This is a genomic window from Pseudoxanthomonas sp. 3HH-4, from assembly GCF_006716465.1.
Classification (GTDB): domain Bacteria; phylum Pseudomonadota; class Gammaproteobacteria; order Xanthomonadales; family Xanthomonadaceae; genus Pseudoxanthomonas_A.
The window spans coordinates 227,613-252,524 of record NZ_VFPB01000001.1; the positions used below are offsets into that span (position 1 = coordinate 227,613).

The window sequence follows — 24,912 nt, forward strand, 5'->3', positions numbered from 1 at the left end:
GTGACGACGATGGAGAGCGTGGCGCGCAGCCTGTTCGAACTGGGCATGCCGTGGTGGGAATTCGTGTTGCGTGCCGTCGCCGTCTACGTGGTGGTGCTGCTGATGGTGCGCCTGACCGGCAAGCGCACCGTAGGCCAGTTCACGCCGTTCGATCTGCTGGTGGTGGTGCTGCTGGGCACGGCGGTGCAGAACTCGCTGATCGGCGAGGACACGTCGTTACTGGGCGGCCTGATCCTGGCGGCAACGCTGCTGGGCCTGAACTGGAGCGTGGGCAAACTTTCCGCGCGCAGCCGCCGCTTCGACCAGGTGGTGGAGGGCAAGCCGGTGATCCTGCTGCGGCACGGCGAACTCTTCCGCGATGAGCTGGCGCGCCAGTCGCTGAGCGAGCACGACTTCGCCATCGCGCGCCGTTCCGCAGGCTACGCCAGGCTGGGGGAAATCGAACTGGCCGTGCTGGAAACCTCGGGTGAGATCACCTTCATCGGCAGGAAGCCCTGATCGGGTAGCCAGGTGGGTGGCAATACGGTGCGCCCATCCTTCTCCCCGTCGTGCGGGGAGAAGGGGGCCAGAGACCGGGCGCGCGCACTTCGGAAACTCAGTGCTTGTGCCCGAGCATCTCGTCGCGGCTCTGCTCTGCGCGCGAGGCACCAATCGCGGTCTCGACCTTCTTGACCTCTTCCGGCGGCGGCAGCACTGCGGGCATGCCCAACGACTGGATCCACAGCTCCCGGCACCAGCCCATCGTGTGGTACAGGTGGTGGTCTTCGTCGCTTTCCACGGCCTTGTACGCGGGCTCCAGCACCTTGGCCAGTTCGCCGCCCTGTTCCACGACCTTGCCGATCAGTTCCCAGTTCTGGTGGTCCTTGGTTTCCGCCAGTACGACGCATTCGGCAGCGACCAGTTCGGCGGCTTCCGGCGTGTCGCTCTTCATGGCCATCTCGATGGCCTTAACCAGCGAAGCGCCCTGGTGCGCGACCACGCTGCGGCCCGGCGACTTCTCTTCTGTATCCATGCCGAGTTGCTCGAACACGCGGGTAAGCACTTCTTCATGCGTGCGCGTTTCGTCGAGGTATTCACCCCACTCCTTCTTCAGGTCCTTGTTCACGGCGGCCTTGATCGCCGTGGTGTAGATCTGGATGCCGCCGCGCTCGGTTTCGATGGCCTGCAGCAGCAGCTCGTGGACTTGGGCGGTGTTGACGGTGCGGGAACGTGCCATGGCGGTACTCCGTGGCTGTGAAGGGAGTAACCGTTCTAGGCGCAGGCGCGAAAACACGATGTGATGGCGGCGCATGCACGACGTTCACATAGCCAACTGCGCACGCGATGGTGAAGCGCATGCGGCACGCCGATGCGCGACGCCTTCCCGACATGTGCCGGCGATCCTGCTCCGGCAACAGGCATCGGCAGGGCGCGCCGCGCACTGTGGATGCGCGCATCCGGACGTTGTCCCGCTACGTAGTACTGGATGCGGCCCAGCCCGGGGCCGCCCGGGCCATGTCCGGCATGATGGGTTATCCTCCACGCCCCCCGCAGGAATCGATGCGATGAGCCAGTCCGACGACAATCCCGGCAAGGTCACCCAGGCGCAGGCCGAGGATGCCGTGCGCGTGCTGCTCGAATGGGCCGGCGAAGACCCGGCGCGCGAAGGCCTGCTGGACACGCCCAAGCGCGTGGCCAAGGCCTACCGCGACTGGTTCAGCGGCTACCAGATGGATCCGCGCGAGTACCTGGCGCGCACGTTCGAGGAAGTGGCCGGCTACGACGAGATGATCGTGCTGCGCGACATCGAGTTCGAAAGCCATTGCGAGCACCACATGGCGCCGATCATCGGCAAGGCGCACGTGGGTTACCTGCCCGACGGCAAGGTGGTGGGCATCAGCAAGCTGGCGCGCGTGGTGGATGTGTATGCGCGCCGCTTCCAGGTGCAGGAGAAGATGACCGCGCAGATTGCGCAGTGCATCCAGGATGTGCTGCAGCCGCGCGGCGTGGCGGTCGTGGTCGATGGCGCGCACGAATGCATGACCACGCGCGGCGTGCACAAGCGCGGCGTCAGCATGGTGACCAGCAAGATGCTGGGCACCTTCCGCGAAGATGCGCGCACCCGCGCCGAATTCCTGCGTTTCATCGAGACCGGCAACGGGCGGCGATGAGGGCGGGCGACGTTGTAGGAGCGACGTGAGTCGCGACCGGATGACGTCTGCGCCCGTTCGCCTGCCGCATCCCGTGGTGCCCGCTTCCCTGTTATCGGAAGGTGTACGGTCGCGACTTACGTCGCTCCTACAAAGGGCACAAGCATGACCTCCTGCCCTTGCGGCACCGGCCGCGACTACGCGGCCTGCTGCGGCCGCTACCACGCCGGCGGCATCGCGCCGGATGCCGAATCGCTGATGCGTTCGCGCTACAGCGCCTTCGTCACGGCTGATGCCGGCTACCTGCGCGCCACCTGGCACCCCGACACCTGTCCACCCGCACTGGGCCTGGACGCACCGGGTGCGCTACGCACCACGTGGCTGGGCCTGTCGGTGAAGCAGCACCGCGTCACCGGGCAGGACACCGCCGAGGTGGAGTTTGTCGCCCGCTACCGTGTCGGCGGTGGGAGCGCCGTGCGGCTGCACGAGCGCAGCCGTTTCGTCCGCCTCGACGGGCGGTGGCTGTACGTGGAAGGTGAGCATAGGTGATGCCGACCCCTTCTCCCCGTCACGCGAGGGGAGTTGTCTCGCCGTGTGGGTGGCTCGAGTAGCAAGGCGCATCTGCGTCCTTCTCCCCGCGAGGCGGGGAGAAGGTGGCCGGAGGCCGGATGAGGCGCGCGCGCGCGGACGTGAAGCGCGTCGTGTCCGAATCGCCTGTTGCCGGCACGCGGAAGTTCACGACATCGTGGCTCCGTTCGCCCCTCACCCGCCTTCGGCACCCTCTCCCCGCTGTCGCAGGGAGAGGGAGAAACCATCTCAACCCTTCGGCGTCTCCAGGTAATCCAGCGTGACCTGCAGCAGGGCGCGCACGCCGACGTCGAGCGAGGCTTCGTCCAGCATGAACTCCGGGGAATGGTTGCTGGGCGCGGTCACCGGGTCGGTGCCTTTCGCCGTGCTGCCGACGAAGAAAAACATCGACGGCACTTCCAGCGCGTAGAACGAAAAGTCCTCTGCACCCATCTGCAGCGGCGGGGTGATGACGTTGTCCGCGCCGACCACGGCCTGCAGGCTGGGCGTCATGCGGGCGGTGAGCGCGGGGTCGTTGATGGTGGCGGGATTGCCGTCGCGGTCGGGCACGTTGGCTTCCACCTTCGCGCCATGCGCGGCGGAGACATGGCTGGCGACGTTCTTCAGGTCGGCGAAGATCTTTTGCCGCATGCCTTCGTCGAAGGTACGGATGGTGCCGACCACCTCCACGTCGTCGGGAATGATGTTGTAGCGGATGCCGCCCTTGATGGCGCCGAAGCTGACCACCGCGGGTTGCCGGGAGATGTCGGTGCGGCGGCTGACGATCGTCTGCGTGGTGCCGATGACGTCGGCCATCGCCACGATCGGGTCCACGCCGCCCCACGGCCGCGAGCCATGGGTCTGCCGGCCGACGACCTTCAGGTTGAAGCTGTCCGACGCCGCCATCAGCGGGCCCTGGCGCACGCCGATCTGGCCGACGGGAATCGACGAGAACACGTGCAGGCCGAACATGGCGTCCGGCTTGAAGTCCTTGAACAGGCCTTCCTTCAGCATCAACGATGCACCACCTTCCTCGCCGGCCGGCGCGCCCTCCTCGGAAGGCTGGAACACCAGCAGCACTTCGCCGGGCAGCGTGTCCTTCATCGCCACCAGCGCCTTCGCCACGCCCAGCAGGATGCCGGTGTGGGCGTCGTGGCCGCAGGCATGCATGACGCCGACGGTTTCGCCGCGATAGGTCGCGGTCGCCTTCGATGCGAACGGCAGGCTGTTGCGTTCGGTCACCGGCAGCGCATCCATGTCCGCCCGCAGCGCGATGCGCGGACCCGGCCTGCCGCCCTTGATGACAGCGGTGACGCCGTGGTGCGCGATGCCGGTGCGCGGTTGCAGGCCGAGCTTGCGCAACTCTTCCGCGACGCGCTTGGCTGTTTGCTCTTCGCGGTTGGACAGTTCCGGGTACTGATGGAAGTGCCGGCGCCAGTCCACGACCTGTTGCTGCACGGCCTTGCCAGCGGCGACGACTTCGGGGCGCTGCGGAGTGGCCGCATCCTGCGCTGTGGCGGGGAGCGCGCAGGCGAGCGCGAGTGCGAGCAGGGAAACGGCAAGGGGACGAGCTGTGCGCATCGGGTCGGCTCCTGGAGGGATGTTCCGATGCTAACCGCAATGGCATGCAGGAGGGGCGGGTCAGCCTTCCTACAATGGCATCGCAGCTTCTAGAATGCGTGAGCGTCGCACGCGCTGGTCCCCAGGCGGACGCGCATCATCGTCCGCTGCGGAACCCCCATGCCCGACCTCGCCGTGCAGCTACTCCTGCTGCTGTTCCTCGCCGCGATGCTGGCGGGCTTCATCGATGCCATCGCCGGTGGCGGTGGCATGGTCACCATCCCGGCGATGCTGTTGGCCGGCATTCCGCCACTGCACGTGCTGGGCACGAACAAGCTGCAGTCGCTGTTCGGTTCGGCCTCGGCCAGCTGGGCCTACGCGCGGCATGGACATGTCGACCTGAAAGGCCAGCTGCCGATGGCGCTCACCGCGGCGTTGGGCGCGGTGGGCGGCGCGCTGCTGGCGACCATCATCCCGGTGGAGTGGCTGAAGCTGGCGCTGCCGTTCCTGCTGGTGGGTATCGCCATCTATTTCGGTCTGAAACCTGACATCGGCCACGTGGACCGGCACCAGCGCATGCGCCCGCTCGTGTTCGGGCTGACCTTCGTGCCGGTCATCGGCTTCTACGACGGCGTGTTCGGTCCCGGCACGGGGTCGTTCCTGATGCTCGGCTTCGTGGCGCTGGCGGGGTTCGGCATCCTCAAGGCCACGGCGCATACCAAGTTCCTCAACTTCGGCTCCAACCTGGGCGCATTCGCGGTGTTCCTCGCGTTCGGCGCGGTGCTGTGGAAGGTGGGGCTGGTGATGGGCGCGGGACAGTTCCTCGGCGCGCAGCTGGGCTCGCGCTTCGCGATGAAGCAGGGCGCCCGCATCATCAAGCCGCTGCTGGTCACGGTGTCGATCGCGCTGGCGATCCGGCTGCTGGCCGACCCGCAGCATCCCTTGCGGATGTGGTTCGCGTCCTTCTGATTCTGGATTCTGTAGGAGCGACGTGAGTCGCGACCGCGAGAATCAACCTGCCTGGATGGGTCATGCATCGCATGATGGGCGCGTGCCTGGCGTTGCAGGGCGTGCGGTCGCGACTCACGTCGCTCCTACATCTACATCAGGCAACGGCCTAGCGGAACACCACCGTGCGGTGACCGTTGAGCAGGATGCGGTGCTCCACGTGGCGGCGCACCGCGCGGGCGAGCACCAGCGATTCGATGTCGCTACCCATGCGGACCAGTTCCTTCGGCGTCATCGCGTGGTCCACGCGTGCGACGTCCTGTTCGATGATGGGGCCTTCGTCCAGGTCGCGGGTCACGTAGTGCGCGGTGGCGCCGATGATCTTGACCCCGCGCTGGTGCGCCTGGTGGTACGGCCGGGCGCCCTTGAAGCTGGGCAGGAAGCTGTGGTGGATGTTGATCGCGCGGCCGGCCAGCGCATCGCACAGCGTGGGCGAGAGGATCTGCATGTAGCGGGCCAGCACGACCAGGTCGATCTGCTCGCGTTCGACCAGGTCGATGATGCGCTGCTCCTGCTCGTCCCGATGCGGCGCGGAGACGGGCAGGTGGTGGAACGCCACGCCGTAGGATTGCGCCAGCGCCGCGAAGTCGTCGTGGTTGGACGCGACGCAGGCGATCTCCACCGGCAGCTGCCGGCTGTGCACGCGGAACAGCAGGTCGTTGAGGCAATGGCCCTGCTTGCTCACCAGCACCATCAGCCGCGCCTTGCGGCGGGCGTCGTGGATCTGCCACTCCATCGCGAACGCGTCGGCCAGCGACGCGAAGCGCGCGCGCAGGGCATCGGCGGTGATGGCCTCCGGCAGGTCGAAATGCACGCGCAGGAAGAAACGGCCGGATTCGTCGTCGCCGAACTGCTGGGCGTCCAGGATGTTGCAGCCCGCGTCGAACAGCAGGCCGGTGACGCGATAGACGATGCCGGTGGTGTCCGGGCAGGAGAGCGTGAGGATGTGGTCGCGGCGCATGAGTGGCTGGCTTACTCGCAACGGACCGCGGTGATGCGGTTGTCGGCGTCGATGTAGACGCGCAGGCGGTCGTCGCGCGTGTCGTGCTTCACGACCGTCTTCGGGCCGATGGGGTTGACCAGCCCGGCACCGCTCTCGCGCGACAGGCGCTTGAGCGTGGCCTCGTCCGCGGGCTGACCGGCCGCCCAGCCGAGGGCGGCATCGCTGCAACGGCCGTTGCCGGCTACCTGCGGTCCCGGCGTGCTGACGCAGGAAGACAGGGCGAAGGCGGCGCCTGTCAGCAGGCAGGCCTGGAAAGACGAACGGCGCAACACACGAGGGGATGTCATGGCAGCATCTCCGGAGCGGGGGAGGATCGCTGTTTAACACACTCGCTGGCATAAAGGGCGAGCCCTGCCGCTGTCGCCTGCCGCCATCCCACGCCTCCGGAGATCGTCATGGATCGTCGCTTCGTCCTGCCGCTCGCACTTGCCGCATCGCTGTTGCCCGCCTTTGCCTCCGGCCCCGCCGTCGCCTGCACCCGACTGGTCTATCTGGGGGCGGACAACGACGTCATCACCGCCCGTTCGATGGACTGGAAGAACGATGTGGCGACCAACCTGTGGATCTTCCCGCGCGGCATGCAGCGCAGCGGGCAGGCCGGGCCGAACTCGATCACGTGGACATCGAAGTACGGCAGCGTCATCGCCACCGGCTACGAGGTCTCCACCACCGACGGCATGAACGAAGCCGGCCTCATGGCCAACGTGCTCTGGCTGGTGGAATCCGAGTACCCGGCCTACAACGGGCGCGGCCCGGGCCTGAGCATCGCCGCGTGGGCGCAATACGCGCTGGACAACTACGGCAGCGTGAAGGAAGCCGTCGACGCGCTGCGCCGGGAACCCTTCACTCTGGTGACCGACAAGGTTCCCGGTGAGGACCGCCTGGCCACCTTGCACCTGTCGCTGTCGGACGCCAGCGGCGACAGCGCCATCATCGAGTACATCGGCGGCAAGCAGGTGATCCACCACGGGCGCCAGTACCAGGTGATGACCAACTCACCGGTGTTCGACCAGCAGCTGGCGCTCAACGCGTACTGGAAGCAGATCGGAGGCACGGTGATGCTGCCGGGCACCAACCGCGCCGCGGACCGCTTCGCGCGGGCATCGTTCTACGTCAACGCGATTCCCAAGAGCGAAGATCCGGTGAAAGCATTGGCCAGTGTCTTCAGCGTGATCCGCAATGCATCGGTACCGTTCGGCATCAACACGCCGGAGGAGCCCAACATTTCCTCCACCCGCTGGCGCACGGTGGCCGACCACAAGCGCAGGCTTTATTTCTTCGAATCCGCGCTGACACCCAACACCTTCTGGGTGGACCTGAAGGAGGTGGATTTCTCGAAGGACACCGGCAAGGTGCTGCGGCTCGACCTGGGCCCGGACCAGCGCAACGTGTTCGCCGGCAACGCAGTGAAGGATTTCAGGCCGGCGGAGTCGTTCGTGTTCCTGGGCCTGTAGTCACAGGTCGAACGCCAGCAGGTCGTGCCCGGTGGCCGCACGCACCACGCGCCGGTACAGCACGTTGCCGCTGCCGCCATTGGTCAGCGCCACCAGCGCGCGCTGGCCGGCGGCATCGCCGAGCGCGAAGTTCTTGAAGATCCCGCCGTTGCTGCCGGAGTGGTAGAACACCGGACCGCGTGGCGTGGCTTCCAGGTTCCAGCCAAGGCCCTTGTCCGTCCAGCGGCCGGGCACGTCGATCTGCTTGGTCAGCATCTCGCGTCGCGTGGCCTCGGTGATCTGCCAAGGTTCGCGCGGCGTGCGCACCATCAGCGTCATGAAGCGCGCGTAGTCGGCGGGCGTGGTGCGCAGGCTGGCGGCCGCGTTGGCCAGGATGTCGCCGGGCCAGTTCACCAGGCCCTTCGGCGCGATCGCCTGCACGTCCGGCAGCGCGCGCTCGGCGTCTTCGTAATGCCATGCTGACAGCGGCTTTCCCCAGCGGTCGGCCACGACCTGCGCGGCATTCCACGTGTCGCGCAGCATCTGCGGCGGCATGCCGGTTTCCTCGTCCTCGACGGCGCGATGACCGTACACCGAGCGTGCGGCGAGATCGGCGCTCCACGTGTAGCTGCTGTCGCGCATGCCGGCCGGACCGAACAGCAGCCGCTGCATCGACTGGTCCAGGCTTTCTCCCGTGAGGGTCTCCACCACCAGTTGCAGCCAGAAGATCGCTTCGCCGGAGTAATCGATGCGCGTACCGGGCCTCACCGCAGGCACCAGCTTTTCGTTCGCCGGATCCTTGCGCCAGTTCGGTAGGCCGGTGGAATGGCGCAGCACGTCGCGCGCGGTGACCAGATCCACCCACGGATGGTCGGCCAGATAGTCCATCCGCCGGTAACCCACCAGCGGCACGTCGAGATCGATCACGCCCTGGTCCGCCAGCTGCAGCACCAGGTAGGCGAATACCGGCTTGCTCAGCGAGGCGTCCTCGAACAGCGTGTCGTCCGCCACAGGCGTCCGGGTCTCCGCGTTCGTCACGCCCACGTTGCGCGACCACACCACCTCGCCCCGCTCCACGACGGCCATGCCGATGGCCGGCACGCGCAGCGCCTGCATCAGGCGCGGAAGGTCGGCCAGGAAGGCGTCGGGCGGGATCCAGGCCGCTGCGTCGTTGCAGGCGGCAGCGGAGGCGAGGCGGGGCCATGCAATGGCGGCGAGGGGCGCAGCGCCGAAGGTGGTCAGCCAGCGGCGGCGTTGGAGGGAAGTGGGGGCGGCGTCTGGCGTCATGAGGGGTACGCACTGGGAGGCATACCGAAAGAAGACGGACGAACGTGGGGAACCCCGCCTTTCGTCGGATCACCCCCGAATGAACGGCGAGAGATGCGCAACACGGGCTCGACGCGTTGTTCACCCCGCGCCAACGTGGCTGGGGAGACCGTAGCCGCACGTCCACACCGGGAGTCGATCATGACCGGGACCGTGTTCTTCACCGAGGAAGTCTCCAACAGCAAGGTCGCGGCGATCTGCCCCAGCGTTGCGGTTGCCCGCCTGCAGGCGGCCCGGGTGCGCGAGGCGCTGCATCTGTCCGAGCGGCAGGTGCAGGTCTTGGTGCCGGGAGAGACGCAACCGGGGCGGAAGCTGGAACCGGAAAGCCATGGCATCTACCGCACGATGCTGTGGTCGCATGCCAAGCTCGGTGTGTTCGGCATGCTCGCCGGCCTGCTGGCCTATGCGGTGCTGCGGATGCAGGCGGTCCCGATGATCGTCCAGTCGCCGTGGCTGTCGCTGGGCGCATTGCTGTTCTTCGGCGCGATCACCGGCTTGATGCTGGGCGGGTTGGTTACCCTTCGTCCGGACCACGACGCCTACGTGATGAAAGTGCTCGGCGCGTTGCGCGAAGGCGACTCGGCGGTCGTGGTCCATGCACTCTCGGCCGAGCAGAAGCGCGAGGCCGAGCGCATCCTGGCGCAGGCGGGAAACGAGACGACGTCCACCCTCTGAACGTCGCGGCGGTCAGTCCTGCGCAATCGCGGGGGGCAACGGCGGTGCCGGCGTCGGCCGGCCCAGTGGATCCAGCGCGATCATCACGAAGTGACCGCGCGTGCACAGTTTGCGTTCGCCGGTCAGCAGGTTCTCGGTGATGACTTCCACGTCCACGTTCATCGAGCTGCGGCCGACCTTCACCACGCGCGCTACCACTTCCACCAGGTCGCCCTTGTGGATCGGCTGGTTGAAATCCACCTGCTCCGAGCGTGCGGTGACCACGGTGCTGCGCGCATAGCGCGAGGCGACGATGAAGGCCGACATGTCCATCCACGCCAGCGCCTGGCCGCCGAACAGCGTGCCCAGGTGGTTGGTGTGATCGGGGAAGACCATGTGCAGCAGGCGCGCCTCGAGGGGACGCACTTCGGCGTTGGCCAGTTCGGTCATGGTGGTACTCCGGTTCGCGTGCTCCCGGCGGCAGCATAGCGCGCCGGGATGTCAGCCGGTCGTGAGGTTCGTCCGGGCTGGATGTAGGAGCGACGTGAGTCGCGACCGCACGAACGAATGGCCCGGATGCCCGATGGGTTCGCGATGGCGCTGGGCCTGTCGCCGACATTTCCGGGACGGTGCGGCGCCACGGGGCTTTCATTGCGTGGTCGCGACTCACGTCGCTCCTACAAGGGGCCAGCGCTAGAACGCGTGGTCGAAGCCGACTTCGCCCTGCACGCCCAGCTGGTAGGCCGAGACGCGGCGTTCGAAGAAGTTGGTCAGCTCCTGCACGTCCTGCAGTTCCATGAAGGGCAGCGGGTTGCGCACGTCGTAGCGCTTGGGCATGCCGAGCTTGGCGAAGTGCTGGTCGGCGCAGTGCTGCAGGTACTGGCGCATGTCGCGGGTCGAGATGCCGGCCACGCCGCCGGACAGCACGTCCTCGGCGAACTGGACTTCGCATTCGATGGCTTCCTCCAGCATGTCGTAGACCTGCTGCTGCATGGCGTCGTCGAACAGGTCCGGTTCTTCCTCGCGCACGGTGCGCACGCACTCGAACGCGAACTCCATGTGGCAGCTCTCGTCGCGGAACACCCAGTTGGTGCCGGACGCCAGGCCCGGCAGCAGACCGCGCGAACGGAAGTAGTACACGTAGGCGAAGGCGGCGAAGAAGAACAGGCCCTCGATGCACGCGGCGAAGCAGATCTGGTTGAGCAGGAACTGCCGGCGCTGGTCGCGGGTCTCGATCCGCTTCATGTCCTGGATGGAATCGATCCACTTGAAGCAGAAGTCGGCTTTCTTCTTGATCGCGGGAATGTTCTCCACCGCGGCGAACGCCTTGAAGCGCTCCGACGGGTCGGGCAGGTAGTTGTCCAGCAGGGTCAGGTAGAACTGCACGTGCAGCGCTTCTTCGTAGAGCTGCCGCGACAGGTACATGCGCGCTTCGGGCGCGTTGAGGTGCTGGTACAGGTTCAGCACGAGGTTGTTCGACACGATGGAATCGCCGGTGGCGAAGAACGCGACCAGCCGGTGGATCAGGTGGCGGTCCGCGGGCGTCATCTTCGAATGCAGGTCGGTGATGTCGATCTGGAAGTTGATCTCCTCCACCGTCCACGTGTTCTTGATGGCGTCGCGGTACATGTCATAGAACTGCGGGTAGCGCATCGGGCGCAGGGTCAGTTCGAAACCGGGGTCTAGCAGCATCTGCTTGGGGTGTGCGGACATGGTGCGGTGTTCCTGTTCTGCTCCTTCCCCCGCGAGCGGGGGAAGGCTGGGATGGGGGCGAACGAAGCCGTTCGGCGTTCGTTTGCTGGAGCGGAAAGAGCAGCGAAGGTTTCGGCCGAGCCTGTGGTGGTTTGCCGTCGGAGTCGTCGGCTGGCCCCCACCCCAGCCCTCCCCCGCACGCGGGGAGGGGGCGATTTACGTGGGTCGGCGCATCCATGCGCCCGGAACCTCCGTGTTCCGTAGTCCGTCGGGGATGCCGACGTGGGAAAGGTGTTACTGGCAGGCCTCGCAGGCTTCCGGGTTCTCCAGCGAGCAGGCGATGGCCTCCGTCGGCGTGTACTCGCGCTTCGGCGCGTTCGCCGTCGTGCTGCTGACCGTGGTCTTCGCGATCTTCGTCGCCGGGCGCGAGCGCAGGTAATAGGTGGTCTTGATGCCCTGCTTCCACGCGTACATGTACATGGACGACATCGCGCCGATGTTCGGGCTTTCCATGAACAGGTTGAGCGAGGCCGACTGGTCGATGAAGGCGCCGCGGCCGGCGGCCATGTCGATCAGCGAGCGCATCGGGATTTCCCACGCCGTGCGGTAGATCTGCTGCAGTGTCTCGGGAATCTGGGCAATGCCCTGGACCGAGCCTTCGGCCAGCTTGATCGCATCGCGGGTCTCCGCCGTCCACAGGCCCAGCTTCTTCAGCTCGTCCACCAGGTAGCGGTTGACCTGCAGGAAATCGCCCGACAGCGTCTCGCGCTTGAACAGGTTGGACACCTGCGGCTCGACGCACTCATAGCAGCCGGCGATCGAGGCGATCGTCGCCGTGGGCGCGATGGCGATCAGCAGCGAGTTGCGCAGGCCGTGCTCCTTGATGCGGGCGCGCAGCGCATCCCAGCGCTCTGCGTTCTCGGGCGCCACGTTCCACGCGTCGAACTGCAGTTCGCCATTGGCGGCGCGCGTGTCGCCGAACGACGGATGGCGGCCGCGCTCCTGCGCCAGCTCCACCGAGGTTTCGAGTGCGTGGAAGTAGATGGTCTCGGCGATCTTCGCCGACATCGCACGCGCTTCGGCGCTGTCGAACGGCAGGCGCAGTTTGAAGAACACATCCTGCAAGCCCATGCAGCCCAGGCCCACCGGGCGCCAGCGCAGGTTGCCGCGGCGCGCGGTTTCGATCGGATAGAAATTCAGGTCGATCACGCGGTCCAGCTGGCGCACGGCCAGGCGGACGGTTTCGGCCAGCTTGTCGAAATCGAAATACCCATCCTCGTCGAAGTGGCGGGCGAGGTTGATCGAGCCCAGGTTGCACACCGCCGTCTCTTCAGCCGAGGTGACTTCCAGGATCTCGGTGCACAGGTTGGACAGGTGGATCACGTTGCCGGCACGCAGGGTCTGGTTGCTGGCGGCGTTGCACTTGTCCTTGAACGTCATCCATCCGTTGCCGGTCTCGGCCAGCGTGCGCATCATCCGGCCGTACAGCTTGCGGGCCGGGATGGTCTTGACGGCCTTGCCCTGCAGCTCGGCCTGCGTATACGCCAGCTCGAATGCAGCGCCGTACAGGTCGGTCAACTCCGGCACCACGCGCGGATCGAACAGCGACCACTCCTGGTCGGCCTCGACGCGCTTCATGAACAGGTCCGGCACCCAGTTGGCCAGGTTGAGGTTGTGCGTGCGGCGCGCCTCGTCGCCGGTGTTGTCGCGCAATTCGAGGAAGTCCTCGATGTCGGCATGCCAGGTTTCCAGGTACACGCAGGCCGCGCCCTTGCGCTTGCCGCCCTGGTTGACCGCCGCGACCGAGGAATCCAGCGTCTTCAGCCACGGCACGATGCCGTTGCTGTGACCGTTGGTGGACTTGATCAGCGAGCCGCGCGAACGCACGCGGGTGTAGCTCACGCCGATGCCGCCGCTGAACTTGCTCAGCTGGGCGATGTCGCCGTACTTGGCGTAGATCGATTCCAGCGTGTCCTGCGGAGAATCCAGCAGGAAGCACGAGGACAGCTGCTCGTGGGTGGTGCCGCTGTTGAACAGCGTCGGCGAGCTGGGCAGGTAGTCCAGGTTGCCCATGCGACGGTACAGCGCCAGTGCCTCCGGCACGTCCTCGCTCAGCGCGCAGGCGATGCGCAGGAAGAACTGCTGCGGCGTTTCGATCACCTTGCGGGTGTGCGGGTGGCGCAGCAGGTAGCGGTCGTACAGCGTGCGCAGCCCGAAGTAGTCGAAGTGCAGGTCGAGCGAGGCGTCCAGCGCATCGTTGAGCTTGCGCGCGTTGGTCTGCACGAAGTTCAGCAGGCGGTCGTTGATCAGGCCGACCTCGTGGCCACGCGTCACCGACTGCGAGAACGCATGGATCTCCTGTCCGGTGACTTCCTTGACGATGTAGCCGGCCAGCAGGCGCGCGGCCAGGCGGCTGTACTCAGGCTCTTCGCCGGTCAGAAGCGCGGCGGTGCGGATCGACAGTTCGTCCAGCTCGCGCGTGCTGGCGCCGTCGTACAGGCCGGAGATGGTGCGCGTGGCCACGCGCATCGGGTCGATCGCGTGCAGGCCTTCGCAGTTGCGCTGCACCGCGCGCACGATCTTGTTGAGGTCCACCGGCTCGCGGCCGCCACTGCGCTTGGTCACGCTCATCGCGGTGGCGGTGGGCGGCGGGGTCAGCGAAAACGCGTCCTTCTGGGACGGGGTGGTGCCGGCGTCGACGACGGCGGTGTCGGTCTGGGTCACGAGATTCCTCCATGCGTGGTGCACGCGGCGGCCCGTCCCTCGCGGGGCAGCGGAAGGCCGGATGGGGAATCACAGTGGGGAAGCGGCGTCGCAGGCGGCGAGACCACGCAGACGGACTGCGGGTGTCCTGCTTCGCCAGCCATCTCCCCCCGGAGAATCCGCGGCCGGCACCGCGCGGTGTGCATCGCGCGGCTGTCGGCAGGTCTTCGGACTCATGGGCGTGGAAGGCGGCGCCTTCCTCCTAATCCGCCGCTTCCCGAGGCGTGGCCTCAGTGCTGTGTGGCGGGGTCGTTCCCAATTACCGCTGCGGGGCAGTGCCGGAGTGGGCCCGAAGGCCGCACCGGCTTCCCTTTTCATCCGGAGGCTAGCGACCCCCGGAACCGACGGCCACAAGATAGTGGGGGTGTATGGAAGCGTCAACACCAAATGTTGTGTGGAACAGCCGAGATCGACGCGATGCGGGTTTCACGCTTTGAAGCCTTCTCCCCGTGTGGCGGGGAGAAGGTGCCCGAAGAGCCTGCCCCGTACTTGATACGGGGGCGGATGAGGGGCAGGCGCGGTGATGATTCGTGCGTGAAGCGCTTCGGTATCAAGAATGTTGTCCCGATCCGGCGCATTGGGTGCCCGGGCTCCGTTCGCCCCTCACCCGCCTTCGGCACGCTCTCCCCACTGGCGCGGGGAGAGGGAATGAAGCATCACGCCCGCAACGCCGCGATCGAAACCTCCTGCGCTTGCGCGTACAGCGCGAAGGGGTCATGGATCGTCTTGCCCAGCGCCGCCTCGAATGCGTCCTGGTTGGCCTGCGCGTCATACGCGCGTTGTTCGCCGCCGCCCAGGTTGGACTGGAAGATGCCCGCCGCGCTGACCGGCAGGAAGTCTTCGTACACGACGGGATCGACGGCGGCATGACCGGCCTCGACCAAGGCATCGGGCGTCATCGTGGCGCGCTCGGATGCCGGCAGTGCGGCGCCGCTGTCGGTCAGGCGGTAGCGGAAATAGCCCAGGCCTTCGCGGCGCAGCGTGTCTTCGTCGTCCGGAAATTCCGCGAATGCCGCCGCCAGCCGCTGCGGATAGTCCGCCGACGTGTTGCCGGCACCGCCCGCCTGGCGGACCTGCGCGAGCAGGCGGTCGTAGAGTTCGCGTCCGGCCGGTGTCAGCGCCAGGCCGCGCTGTTCGATCTCGCCGAAGCGCGCGCTGTGGCTGCCGGGTACCAGCGTGCCGGTGGCATCGGGGAAGGCGACTTCCTCTTCCAGCGCCTTGAAGCTGGTCTGGCGCAGCAGGATGGGTACGGCGCGGCGCGGCGGGCCCTCGATCAGTGCCTTGGCCTGGATGCCACGGTCGAGCATCGCCGCCTGCGCGGCATCAATGTCCAGCGTGCGTGGCGTCAGGTGGTTGATGTGCGGGCCATGGAAGCTGACCACGTCGGCGACCAGCCGGTGCAGGCCGTGCAGGGCCTGGTAGGTCTGCAGCGAGACGGTGGCGTCGCCATGCCAGCGGAAGGTCTCCAGGACTTCGGCGACGAAGCGCTGCGCGTCGGCGTCGTCCAGCCCGCCCTCGCGTTCGGCCTGCGCCACGAAAGCGCGTGCGTTGGCGGTGAAAATGTCGCGTCGCCCCAGGATCGCTTCGGCTTCCGCACGCAGCGACGCGTCGGCGATCAGTTCCAACCGCAGCAGCGAGGTGAAGATGCGGAACGGATTGGCGGCCAGCGCTTCTTCTGTCAGCGGCCGGAACGCGGTGGCGTGCACCGGCACGCCGGCCACGGTCAGGTCGTAGTAGCCCACCGGGTGCATGCCCATCAGCGCGAACACGCGGCCGAGCATCGCCAGTTCGGCCGGCGTGCCCACGCGGATCGCGCCGTGGCGCTCCAGGTCCAGCCGTTCGGTTTCGCCGGTGCGCTGCAGGCGCGCGGACAACGCGGCATCGTTATCCAGCGTCGCGGTATTGATCTCGCCGACCAGCTCGATCAGGTCGCCGTACAGCGGCACCTCGGCGCGGTACATGTCGGACATGGCCTGCGCGAACAGGCCGCGGATGCGGTCGGGGGAAACGAAAGCGGTCATGGGGCTCGGCATGCGGGCGGCGTGGGGCCGCCGGGGGAGCGTATTGTCGCCGCCCGGGCGGGCGCGAGCCACTCTCAACGGCGCGGGCGGACCGCTTCCGCACCGTCGGGGACGTATCCGGGCGGTCCGAACAGCGTCATCACGACCTGGCGCAGGCCACGCGCCCGGCGCAGGTCGCGGCCCAGCTTCACCCAGGCATGGAGGACGATCTTCGCCGGGTTGTAGCTTCGCACCGGCTCGACCAGGCCGTAGCGGAGCGGTATCCCGACGATTTCCTCGCGGCAGGTGCCGAACAGGCGGTCGAACACGATCAGCACGCCGCCATAGTTGCAGTCCAGGTATTCCGGGTTGCTGGCGTGGTGCACGCGGTGATGCGCGGGCGTGTTGAAGACGAACTCGATAGGGCCCGCCAGCCGCGGCACCAGCTCGGTATGCAGCCAGTACTGGTACAGCAGGTTCACCGCCAGAGCACCGACCACGTACGGCACCGGGAAGCCCAGCCACACCAACGGCCCGAAGAACACCGCGGCGCCGGTCAGCTTGCCGGTCCAGCCCAAGCGGTACGCGGTCGACAGGGCGTACTGCTCGGACGAGTGATGCACCGAATGGTTCAGCCAGAACCAGCGCACGCGGTGATCGGCGCGGTGCATCCAGTAGTAGCAGAACTCCTGGCCGACGAAGAGCGCCAGCCAGTGCCAGGGGCGGTCCATCGCGATCGTGGTCAGCCGGAAGTCCCAGATCGCCAGCAGCAGCACGCCCACCACGCCGCCCTGGATCAGCAGCCCCAGCAATGCGCGTCCCGCCGCATCGCCCAGCGATGCCCAATAGCTCTTCCAGTCATAGCCGCCGCGTCGCATCAACCATGCGCCTTCCAGCGCGGCGATGCCGGCGAACACCAGCAGGGGCACACCCAACAGCGGGGGCAGCGATGCCATCGTCGTGGCCTCAACGCTGGCGGCGGCGTTCGGCAAGCTGCGTGGCCATCGCCCGCATCTCGTCAGCCGACAGCCTGCCGTCGCCATTGGTGTCCAGCGTGTCGAAGTTCTTCGCCACGCGCGGCAGCTTGGCCTTGGCTTCCGCCTTGTCGATCAGGCCATCGCCATTCGCATCGGCGGCTTGCAGCCGTTCCTGCAGCTTGGCTTTCTGTTCTTCGGTCAACGTGCGCTGCTGCGCGCCGGCGGGGACGGCCACCAGCACGAAGATGGACAGCGTGGTGGCGAGGGGGAGCAGGATGGAACGGGACATCGGGAATCTCCGGGTGAGGGAAGGAAAAGGTGCAGGCGCGGCGGTGCGGGAATGCATCCGTGCGACAGGGGGGAGTGCCATGCCGCTGCGCCTGCGGGAAAGCGGGTGCAGCCGGCCGATCAGTTGCCGCGCGGACAGGCGATGGCGTCACCGGCGGCATTGGTGCAGCTGCGTGTATGCACCAGCGTGCCGTCCGACACCGTCGTGCTGCCGGTGTAGCTGTTGCCGTTGGCGCCGGTGGCCGTGGTGTTGCGCGCGCCGCTGACATGGCCGGCCGCGTCGCGGCTGATGCCGCCGCTGGTGCTGGCGGTGCCGCCGTTCTGACCGTTGGCATAGGCGCTGCGCTGGCGGCCGGCGCTGCCATCGGCATTGCGGTAGGCGCTGCGGTCGTAACCGGCGCTGCCACCGTTGCCGCCGCTGATGCTGCCGCTGCGCGCGGCGCTCGCATTGCCCTGGCCATCGGCCTGCCAGCCGCGCTGGCGCTGGCTGTCGAAGCGCGCATTGCTGCGCTCGACGGCGACGCTGCCGCCCTGGGCAGTGCGTTGCACGGCGCGGCTGCGCTCGCGCGCTTCGGCGTGGTCGGCGAACAGGGTGGTGGCGCACAGGGCGAAGGCGGTGGCGATCAGGAACGGGGTCTTGCTCATGGCGGAATCCTCGTTGGGGTGTGGGATGGCCGCGCAGGGAAGCGGCGGCAGGACCACGGTAGGGCGGGCAACGGTGGCAGGTGTGTCGCCGTTGACAGCAGATGTGTCTGCCGGCGGCGCCGGAAACATCTGCTTACAAACGGGCCGCCGGCGGGGTTTGCCGGCCGTCGTGGAGGCGGCGATAGTGGCCGCATGGACGAAACTTCGGCGCGCATCCTGCTGGTGGACGACGACGTGCGGCTGCGCGAGCTGCTGGTGCGCTACCTGCAGTCGCAGGGCTTCGACGTGCGTGGCGCGGGCGATGGCGCGCAGATGCGGCAGGCGCTGGATCGCGGCCACTTCGACCTGATCGTGCTGGACCTGATGCTGCCCGGCGAGAACGGTCTGGAGATATGCCGCCGCCTGCGCGGGCAGGGCGATGCCACGCCCATCGTCATGCTGACCGCGAAGGGCGACGAGATCGACCGCATCGTCGGGCTGGAGATCGGCGCCGACGACTACCTGCCCAAGCCGGTCAATCCGCGCGAACTGCTGGCCCGCATCCGCTCGGTGCTGCGGCGCACGCGACCTGTGCCGGGTGCACCGCAGGCCGACGGCGGCGAGGTGGTGTTCGGGCCTTTCACGCTCGACCTGGGCCGGCGCGAGCTCACCCGCGACGGCGCGCTGCTGCGGCTCACCAGCGGCGAATTCGCGGTGTTGTCGGTGTTGCTGCGGCATCCACGCCAGCCGCTGAGCCGCGACCGCCTGATGAGCCTGGCGCGCGGCCGCGAACACGATGCGTTCGAACGCAGCATGGACGTCACCATCGCGCGCCTGCGCCGCCTGCTGGAAGACGATCCGCGCCATCCTCGCCTGATCCAGACCGTATGGGGCGTGGGCTATGTGTTCGTGCCGCCGGAGGCCGCGCCATGAGGTCGCCACTGCCGCGCAGCGTGTTCGGCCAGCTGGCGTTGGTGATCGCTCTGGTGCTGATCGGCGCGGGCGTGCTGGCGATCCTGCTCGGACGGGAACTGGCCACGCGGCCGGCGGCGGACCAGCTGCTGCGCGCGATGCAGGGCTTCGCTGAAGTGGTGGAAGCGCTTGATCACCATCAGCCGCATGCGCGCACCGTGCAGCAGCTGCGTGATGCCGGGATGGAGGTGCGCAGCACACCGCCCGCCGACGCGCGACCGCGTTTCGCCCCGTTGCTGCGCGAACTGCGCGAGCAGGCGGCAGGCACGCTGGGCGCCGGTCGCGAGCTGCGGATGGATGCCGGCCGCGGGTTGCGGGTGATCTGGCTGAAACCGGCCACGCGCGAACCGCTGTGGGTGTCGTTCGCCTATGACCGCCCGGGGACCGGCATGCGCCGCTTCTCGGTGTTCATGCTGATCGGCTGCGTGGTGCTGGTCTGGCTGGCGGCCGCCTACTTCGCACGCCGGCTGGTGCAGCCGTTGCGCCAGCTCGCGGCGGCGGCGCCGGCCATCGTGCGCGGCGACGCCCCGCCGGTTGTACCTGCGCGCGCGCCGCACGAAGTCGCCGGCCTGGCGCAGGCGCTGGGCGAGGCCAGCCGCGACGTGCGCGCGGCGGCGGAAGAGCGCGCGCTGCTGCTCGCCGGCATCTCGCACGACCTGCGCACACCGCTCACGCGCCTGCAGTTCGCGCTGGAGATGGTGCCGGACACCGATCCCGAACTGACCCGCAGCATGCAGCGCGACATCATGGAGATGGACGCGATCCTGGGCCAGTTCATCGCCTTCGCACGCGATGGCCGCGACGAAGGCAGCGAAACGGTCGACCTGGCCGCGATCTGCCGCCATGCGGTCGCCGCCGCGTCGAAAGGATGGCGCGTGGACCTGCCGGAACATGCCTGGCTGCCTGGCAAGCCGATGGCCCTGCTGCGCGCGGTGGAGAACCTGCTGGTCAACGCCGAGCGGCATGGCGCGTTGCCGTTGTCGCTGCACCTGTGGGCCGAAGGATCAGCATGGGTGGTCGAGGTCGCCGACGGCGGCCCCGGTCTCTCCGCCGAAGCGGCCGAACGCGCACGCCAGCCTTTCGTCCACGACCAGGCGCAAGGTGGCAGCGGGCTGGGCCTTCCCATCGTCGACCGCGTGGCCCGCCAGCACGGCGGCGAGCTGCGCCTGCTGCCGAATACGCCGCACGGCCTACGTGCGCAACTGGTGTTGCGCGCCGTCTGAACCGGATGTCCCCACGAGGTGATGCGATGAAGATGCTGTTCCGAGCCGGCCTGCTCGCAGTCGGCCTGATCGTGACGCTGCCGCCGCTGGCTGCGCAGACCTTCCGCGAACGCCTGCAGCAGGCGCGCGAGGCCTCGCGCCAGCCCGCCGCGCGCGCCCCGGCCCTCCCTGCAGGCGCAAGAGCGCTGCGCGATGTCGCCTATGGCGACGATCCGCGCCAGCGCTTCGACGTCTACCTGCCGGCGCAACCGCGCAATGCGCCGATCCTGCTGTTCGTCCATGGCGGCGGCTGGGCCAACGGCAACAAGGACAATCCCGGCGTGGTGGAGAACAAGGCGGCCTACTGGTTGCCGAAAGGGTACATCCTCGTATCCACCAACTACCGCATGCGGCCCGACACCGCGCCCTTGGATCAGGCGCGCGATGTCGCCCGTGCGCTGGCCGCCGTGCAGCGACGCGCGCCGGAGTGGAACGGCGATGCTTCGCGCGTGCTGCTGATGGGCCACTCCGCCGGCGCGCATCTCGTTGCGCTGGTCGGCGCCTCGTCCACGCTGTGGCGCGAGGCCGGCGCCAAGGAGCCGCGCGGCGTGGTGTCGCTGGACAGCGGAGCGCTGGACGTGCCGCTGACCATGCAGAAGCCGCCGCTTCCCGGCATCTACGACCGTGCGTTCGGCAGCAACCACGACGACTGGATCGCCGCCTCGCCGTACCACCAGCTCACCCGCGATGCCGTGCCGATGCTGTTCGTCTGTTCCTCGCGCCGCAAGGATGCCTGTCCGCAGGGCCGAGCGATGGTGGAGAAAGCGAATACGCTCGCAGTGGCGATGGAGGTGCTGCCCGAGGACCTTTCGCATGCGGAAGTGAATCGATTGCTGGGGACGCCTTCCGGATACACGGACGCGGTGGATGCGTTTGTCCATAGACAGCTGCACTAGGTATCCCCGCAGCACGAAGTATCCCTCTTCCCGTGCTCGGGGAGAGCAACTGTCTTGATTCAGGCGCAGCAGGAAGCGTTGAGGTGGTTGCGCATGCGCGCCTTCAACGAACACCAAGCGTTCTGCGCGAAGAGTGCCCCTCATCCGCTCCCGTATCCAGTACGGGACAGGCTCTTCGGGCACCTTCTCCCCGCTTGCGGGGAGAAGGACACACGCGCGTCGTTTTCTTTCAGGCACAAGCGCGGCGAGACAGCTCCCCTCTCCCTGCGCAGCGGGGAGAGGGTGCCGAAGGCGGGTGAGGGGGCGAACGGCGTCGGTGGACAGACACTTCGTCGTGAACACGCAGTATTCGATCAACAAGATTATGGAGATGAAGCAGAAGCGTCTGCGCCAAAAAGCGCCCTTCATCCGCTCTCCGGGCACCTTCTCCCTGCTTGCGGGGAGAAGGAAAGGAGCAATCCCTAGCGCGCCAGCAACGGCAGCGCCTGCACCGCCGTCGCGCGCCACACATGGTCCGCATCCGCAGACAGCGCGGTCGGCTCGGGATTGATCTCCACCACGACCGCGCCATGGCGGCGGGCGAGCGCGGGGAGACCTGCCGCGGGATACACCAGCCCCGACGTGCCCACCACCAGCATCAGCGAGCAACGCGTCGCCGCGTCCACCGCCGTTGACCAGGCATCCTCGGGCAGCGCCTCGCCGAACCACACCACGCCCGGTCGGATGCGATCACCGCAGCCGACGCAACGCATCGGTTCGACATGCTGCGCATCGTCTACGTACTCTTCGAGCGGTCCCTCGTGCGCGCGCCCGCAGGCGAAGCAGCGCAATGCGAACAGGCTGCCGTGCACATGCGCGTCGACCGTGCTGCCGGCGCGCTCATGCAGGTCATCCACATTCTGGGTGACCAGCCAAAGCGGCACGCGGCGCGCCAGCTCCGCGAGCGCGCGATGGCCGGCATTCGGCTGCGCCTCGCGGACCAGGTGCATCCGCCAGCGGTACCAGCCCCAGACCAGCGCAGGATCCTCGCGCCACGCCTCGGCCGTCGCCAACCGCATCGGATCGAAGCGCGACCACAGGCTGTCGTGGGTCCCGCGGAAGGTGGGGATGCCGCTCTCGGCGGACATGCCGGCGCCGGTCAGCACGTAGATGTGGCCGCCGCTGTCGATCGTCCGGCGCAGCACGTCGTCGATCGCGGCGGGCACGACGTCCATGCGCTCAGGCCTTGTGCGGCGTGGCCAGGTACTCGGCGCTCTGCATCTCGATCAGGCGTGAGGCGGTGCGCTCGAACGCGCCCTGCAGGCGCGCGCCGGTGTACAGCGCGGTCGGCGCTTCCGCCGCGGTGCAGACCAGGTTGACGTGGCGGTCGTAGAGCTCGTCGACCAGGTTGACGAAGCGGCGCGCGGCATCTTCATTCAGCGCATCGAAGCGCGGGATGCCGCCTAGCAGCAGGGTGTTGAACTCGTGCGCGATCTCGATGTAGTCCGTGGTGCCGCGCGGACCTTCGCACAGCGCGCCGAAATCGAACCACGCGATGCTCTTGCCGCGGCCACGCACCGGGATCTTGCGGCTGTCGATCTCGATGTTGCCGCCGTGCGCCGCTTCGCCGCCGCTCAGTTCGCGCCAGCGCATCGCCAGCCAGCCGTCGGCCGCGGCGTCCAGCGGCGTGCGGTACACCGGCGAACGGGTCAGCGCGCGCAGGCGGTAGTCTTCCTGTCCGTCCGAGCGCAGCACCACGCAGTGCTGCAGCAGCAGGTCGATGGCGGGCAGGAACCCGGCACGCTGCAGCCCGTCCCGGTACAGGTTCTCCGGCGCGGTGTTGGACGTGGTCACCAGCGCGATGCCCTCGGCGAACATGCGCTCCAGCAGGCGTGCCAGCAGCATCGCGTCGCCGATGTCGGTGACGAAGAACTCGTCCAGCACCAGCACGCGCAGCTTGCCGCGCACCTCGCGCACGATCTTCGCCAGAGGGTCGCTTTCGCCGGCATGCAGGCGCAGGCGTTCGTGCACGCCGCGCATGAAACGGTGGAAGTGGGTGCGGTACTTGCCCCCGCCCTCGCCATGCGCCTTGTTCTGCGAGACCGAATAGGTGGGCAGCGGCAGGTTGTCGTAGAACAGGTCCACCAGGAACGTCTTGCCGCGACCGACTTCACCCCAGTAGTACAGCCCCTTGACGGTTTCCGGTGGCTTGCCGAACAGCCTGCCGAACAGGCCGGGCGACGCCGGCTCCGCCAGCAACGCCGCATGGATGCGGTCGAGCTCGGCCAGCGCGGGATGCTGCGCCGGGTCGTCCTGCCATTGGCCTTCCGCGGCGCCGCGCGCGTAGACCTGCGACGGCGTGGGCCCCGTGCCCCGTACGTCGTCCCCCATCACGCCGGCACGTAGGCTTTCATGGCGTGCTTGATGGCGCCACGCAGGTCCATCAGCTTGCGGTGGAAGAAGTGGCTGGTTTCCGGCATGCGGATCAGTTCCGGCGGCTGCTTCAGCGAATCGATCCAGTCGTACACCGCCTGCGGTTCGACGACCTCGTCCTCCTCGCCCTGGATCACCAGCCACGGGCAGGCCGGCGGCGTGATCGCCTTGAAATCCCAGCGCCCGGCGGGCGGTGCGATCGACACCAGCGCATCGGGCTGCAGCCCTTCGGTGGCGCGCAGCGACACATAGGCGCCGAAACTGAAACCGGCCAGCCACAGCTGCGTGCCGGGCCGCTGTTCGCGTATCCACTGCACCACGGCGCGCAGGTCATCGACCTCGCCATCGCCCTGGTCGAACAAGCCGGCGGACGCCCCGGTGCCGCGGAAGTTGAACCGCACCGTCACCGCACCCAGCTCGCGCATGCTGCGTGCCGCCATCACCACGACCTTGTTGTGCATCGTGCCGCCCTCGGTGGGCAGCGGATGGCAGATCACGGCGGTGACCGGCTTCACCGGTTCGCCTTCCTCGGGCCAGTCGACGTGGGCCTCCAGCGGGCCCTCGGGGCCTGCCAGCGTGATCGGGCCGGACGCGGTGGGGAATGCAGGTGCGTTCATGCCGACATGATAAGCCCAGAGCCACGCAGGGCTGCGGACGGCGCGTGCCGGCAAGGCGCGGCGGGATCAGCCGGGCGTGGTGCGCGGATCGCGCAGGCGGGCCATGGCGACCATCAGGGTGGCGTGGATCTCGTCCAGATCCGGATTCGAATACGCCCACCCATCGCCGTGCGCATCCTCCAGTGGGCCCGCGCCGTCGTTCCACGAGGTGACCGCGAGGGGATCGTGCTGCTGGACCCACCACAGGTTGCCGGAAGGATCCTGGAAGCGCGCCAGCGTGTCACCGAAGAACGGCGTCGGTCGCGTCACCACGTGCGCACCGCGTTGCACGGCATGCACCAGGGTCGCGGCGGCATCTGCCACGTAGACGCGTGTCAGCGCGGGCGTGAACGGCCAGCCCGGCTTGCGGTCGGCGAGGGTCAGCAGCGCGTCGCCGATGCGCAGTTCGGCGTGCAGGATCAGGCCGTCGGCATCCAGCGTGCGCGCTTCGGAGACCTCTTCTGCGCCGAAGACCTCTACAAGAAACGCGATCAGGTCGCTGGCGCGATCGGTGATCAGGAACGGGTTGACCGTGTTTGAACCGGCGGGAACCGGGATCGTGCGTGCCATGGGCTTGCTTCCATCCGGGAGGGAAGCGTGATGGTTGCCCGCATCGCGGTCAGGCGCGGCCCGCGGCGATGCGGCGCCTGAGGAATGCATGGGCATCGACGAAAGGCGCAGGCGCACCTG

At 67.9% G+C, this 24,912-nt stretch carries 24 protein-coding genes, 1 pseudogene and 1 riboswitch; of the genes and pseudogenes, 9 read left to right on the forward strand and 16 right to left on the reverse strand.

Annotated features, from left to right (window positions below; all coding sequences use genetic code 11):
* Nucleotides 1–9: 9 nt before the first annotated feature.
* A complete protein-coding gene (locus FB548_RS00995; protein ID WP_142124042.1) occupies nucleotides 10–498 on the forward strand; it encodes a YetF domain-containing protein in 489 nt (162 codons plus the stop codon).
* Between the two features lie 97 nt (nucleotides 499–595).
* Here the strand turns inward: FB548_RS00995 and FB548_RS01000 are convergent, their stop codons facing one another.
* Nucleotides 596–1,216: a hypothetical protein gene (locus tag FB548_RS01000; RefSeq protein WP_142122914.1), complete on the reverse strand. Its 621-nt coding sequence runs from the start codon at nucleotides 1,214–1,216 to the stop codon at nucleotides 596–598.
* A gap of 328 nt (nucleotides 1,217–1,544) precedes the next feature.
* Here FB548_RS01000 and folE point away from each other — a divergent pair, with 328 nt between their 5' ends.
* Together folE and FB548_RS01010 are read left to right on the forward strand one after the other, a co-directional pair.
* Nucleotides 1,545–2,150, forward strand: coding sequence for a GTP cyclohydrolase I FolE (gene folE, locus FB548_RS01005; RefSeq protein ID WP_142122915.1), 606 nt, complete (start codon nucleotides 1,545–1,547; stop codon nucleotides 2,148–2,150).
* Between the two features lie 144 nt (nucleotides 2,151–2,294).
* The gene (locus FB548_RS01010) at nucleotides 2,295–2,678 is read left to right on the forward strand and encodes a YchJ family metal-binding protein (RefSeq protein ID WP_142122916.1); all 384 of its coding nucleotides are present in this window, start codon (nucleotides 2,295–2,297) and stop codon (nucleotides 2,676–2,678) included.
* A 267-nt stretch (nucleotides 2,679–2,945) separates the two neighbouring features.
* Here FB548_RS01010 and FB548_RS01015 read toward each other — a convergent pair whose 3' ends face one another.
* Entirely contained in the window at nucleotides 2,946–4,277 is a 1,332-nt protein-coding gene (locus tag FB548_RS01015) for a M20 family metallopeptidase (RefSeq protein ID WP_142122917.1), read from the reverse strand.
* Nucleotides 4,278–4,436: 159 nt separating this feature from the next.
* Between FB548_RS01015 and FB548_RS01020 the strand changes: the two genes are divergently transcribed.
* The gene (locus tag FB548_RS01020) at nucleotides 4,437–5,225 is read left to right on the forward strand and encodes a TSUP family transporter (RefSeq protein ID WP_142122918.1); all 789 of its coding nucleotides are present in this window, start codon (nucleotides 4,437–4,439) and stop codon (nucleotides 5,223–5,225) included.
* A 148-nt stretch (nucleotides 5,226–5,373) separates the two neighbouring features.
* On the opposite strand, the gene purU is transcribed toward FB548_RS01020, so the two are convergent.
* Both purU and FB548_RS01030 read right to left on the reverse strand, forming a co-directional pair.
* The gene (gene purU / locus FB548_RS01025) at nucleotides 5,374–6,225 is read right to left on the reverse strand and encodes a formyltetrahydrofolate deformylase (protein ID WP_142122919.1); all 852 of its coding nucleotides are present in this window, start codon (nucleotides 6,223–6,225) and stop codon (nucleotides 5,374–5,376) included.
* A gap of 11 nt (nucleotides 6,226–6,236) precedes the next feature.
* The gene (locus FB548_RS01030) at nucleotides 6,237–6,554 is read right to left on the reverse strand and encodes a hypothetical protein (protein ID WP_142122920.1); all 318 of its coding nucleotides are present in this window, start codon (nucleotides 6,552–6,554) and stop codon (nucleotides 6,237–6,239) included.
* 108 nt (nucleotides 6,555–6,662) lie between these two features.
* Between FB548_RS01030 and FB548_RS01035 the strand changes: the two genes are divergently transcribed.
* Complete coding sequence (locus FB548_RS01035) at nucleotides 6,663–7,721, forward strand: linear amide C-N hydrolase (RefSeq protein ID WP_142122921.1); 1,059 nt, start codon at nucleotides 6,663–6,665, stop codon at nucleotides 7,719–7,721.
* On the opposite strand, the gene FB548_RS01040 is transcribed toward FB548_RS01035, so the two are convergent.
* Nucleotides 7,722–8,987: a serine hydrolase domain-containing protein gene (locus FB548_RS01040; RefSeq protein WP_142122922.1), complete on the reverse strand. Its 1,266-nt coding sequence runs from the start codon at nucleotides 8,985–8,987 to the stop codon at nucleotides 7,722–7,724.
* Nucleotides 8,988–9,167: 180 nt separating this feature from the next.
* On the opposite strand from FB548_RS01040, the gene FB548_RS01045 reads away from it, so the two are divergent.
* Nucleotides 9,168–9,701 (forward strand): riboflavin biosynthesis protein RibA, encoded by a 534-nt coding sequence (locus FB548_RS01045; RefSeq protein ID WP_142122923.1) that lies wholly within the window; start codon nucleotides 9,168–9,170, stop codon nucleotides 9,699–9,701.
* A gap of 12 nt (nucleotides 9,702–9,713) precedes the next feature.
* On the opposite strand, the gene FB548_RS01050 is transcribed toward FB548_RS01045, so the two are convergent.
* From FB548_RS01050 to FB548_RS01080, 7 genes and pseudogenes are all read right to left on the reverse strand, one after another.
* Nucleotides 9,714–10,130: an acyl-CoA thioesterase gene (locus tag FB548_RS01050; RefSeq protein ID WP_142122924.1), complete on the reverse strand. Its 417-nt coding sequence runs from the start codon at nucleotides 10,128–10,130 to the stop codon at nucleotides 9,714–9,716.
* A 243-nt stretch (nucleotides 10,131–10,373) separates the two neighbouring features.
* Entirely contained in the window at nucleotides 10,374–11,393 is a 1,020-nt protein-coding gene (locus FB548_RS01055; RefSeq protein ID WP_142122925.1) for a ribonucleotide-diphosphate reductase subunit beta, read from the reverse strand.
* 273 nt (nucleotides 11,394–11,666) lie between these two features.
* The gene (locus FB548_RS01060) at nucleotides 11,667–14,003 is read right to left on the reverse strand and encodes a ribonucleoside-diphosphate reductase subunit alpha (protein WP_142124043.1); all 2,337 of its coding nucleotides are present in this window, start codon (nucleotides 14,001–14,003) and stop codon (nucleotides 11,667–11,669) included.
* Between the two features lie 272 nt (nucleotides 14,004–14,275).
* Nucleotides 14,276–14,496: riboswitch (cobalamin riboswitch) on the reverse strand.
* Nucleotides 14,497–14,791: 295 nt separating this feature from the next.
* Nucleotides 14,792–16,156, reverse strand: coding sequence for a VOC family protein (locus FB548_RS01065; RefSeq protein WP_142122926.1), 1,365 nt, complete (start codon nucleotides 16,154–16,156; stop codon nucleotides 14,792–14,794).
* A gap of 74 nt (nucleotides 16,157–16,230) precedes the next feature.
* Nucleotides 16,231–17,091, reverse strand: a complete 861-nt coding sequence (locus FB548_RS01070) for a sterol desaturase family protein (protein ID WP_142122927.1) — start codon at nucleotides 17,089–17,091, stop codon at nucleotides 16,231–16,233.
* A gap of 10 nt (nucleotides 17,092–17,101) precedes the next feature.
* Nucleotides 17,102–17,266 (reverse strand): annotated as a pseudogene (locus FB548_RS18930) (hypothetical protein); the annotation flags it as partial.
* Between the two features lie 254 nt (nucleotides 17,267–17,520).
* Entirely contained in the window at nucleotides 17,521–18,045 is a 525-nt protein-coding gene (locus FB548_RS01080; RefSeq protein WP_142122929.1) for a hypothetical protein, read from the reverse strand.
* A gap of 192 nt (nucleotides 18,046–18,237) precedes the next feature.
* On the opposite strand from FB548_RS01080, the gene ompR reads away from it, so the two are divergent.
* Genes ompR through FB548_RS01095 form a run of 3 tightly spaced genes read left to right on the forward strand, consistent with a single transcriptional unit; the run spans nucleotide 18,238 to nucleotide 21,154 of the window.
* Nucleotides 18,238–18,957 carry a two-component system response regulator OmpR gene (gene ompR / locus FB548_RS01085; protein ID WP_142122930.1) on the forward strand — a complete coding sequence of 240 codons (720 nt, stop codon included), beginning with the start codon at nucleotides 18,238–18,240 and terminating at the stop codon, nucleotides 18,955–18,957.
* Nucleotides 18,954–20,219: an ATP-binding protein gene (locus FB548_RS01090; protein ID WP_185741926.1), complete on the forward strand. Its 1,266-nt coding sequence runs from the start codon at nucleotides 18,954–18,956 to the stop codon at nucleotides 20,217–20,219. The genes ompR and FB548_RS01090 overlap by 4 nt, the downstream gene beginning before the upstream one ends.
* 26 nt (nucleotides 20,220–20,245) lie before the next feature.
* Nucleotides 20,246–21,154: an alpha/beta hydrolase gene (locus FB548_RS01095; RefSeq protein WP_142122932.1), complete on the forward strand. Its 909-nt coding sequence runs from the start codon at nucleotides 20,246–20,248 to the stop codon at nucleotides 21,152–21,154.
* 461 nt (nucleotides 21,155–21,615) lie between these two features.
* Here FB548_RS01095 and FB548_RS01100 read toward each other — a convergent pair whose 3' ends face one another.
* The 4 genes from FB548_RS01100 to FB548_RS01115 all read right to left on the reverse strand — a co-directional run bounded on the left by FB548_RS01100 (nucleotide 21,616) and on the right by FB548_RS01115 (nucleotide 24,792).
* Entirely contained in the window at nucleotides 21,616–22,368 is a 753-nt protein-coding gene (locus FB548_RS01100; protein ID WP_142122933.1) for an NAD-dependent deacylase, read from the reverse strand.
* A gap of 4 nt (nucleotides 22,369–22,372) precedes the next feature.
* Nucleotides 22,373–23,524 (reverse strand): cell division protein ZapE, encoded by a 1,152-nt coding sequence (gene zapE / locus FB548_RS01105; protein WP_142122934.1) that lies wholly within the window; start codon nucleotides 23,522–23,524, stop codon nucleotides 22,373–22,375.
* Nucleotides 23,524–24,183, reverse strand: a complete 660-nt coding sequence (locus FB548_RS01110) for an alpha/beta fold hydrolase (RefSeq protein ID WP_142122935.1) — start codon at nucleotides 24,181–24,183, stop codon at nucleotides 23,524–23,526. Before FB548_RS01110 ends, zapE begins: the two co-directional genes overlap by 1 nt.
* A gap of 66 nt (nucleotides 24,184–24,249) precedes the next feature.
* Nucleotides 24,250–24,792, reverse strand: coding sequence for a VOC family protein (locus FB548_RS01115; protein WP_142122936.1), 543 nt, complete (start codon nucleotides 24,790–24,792; stop codon nucleotides 24,250–24,252).
* Between the last annotated feature and the right edge of the window lie 120 nt (nucleotides 24,793–24,912).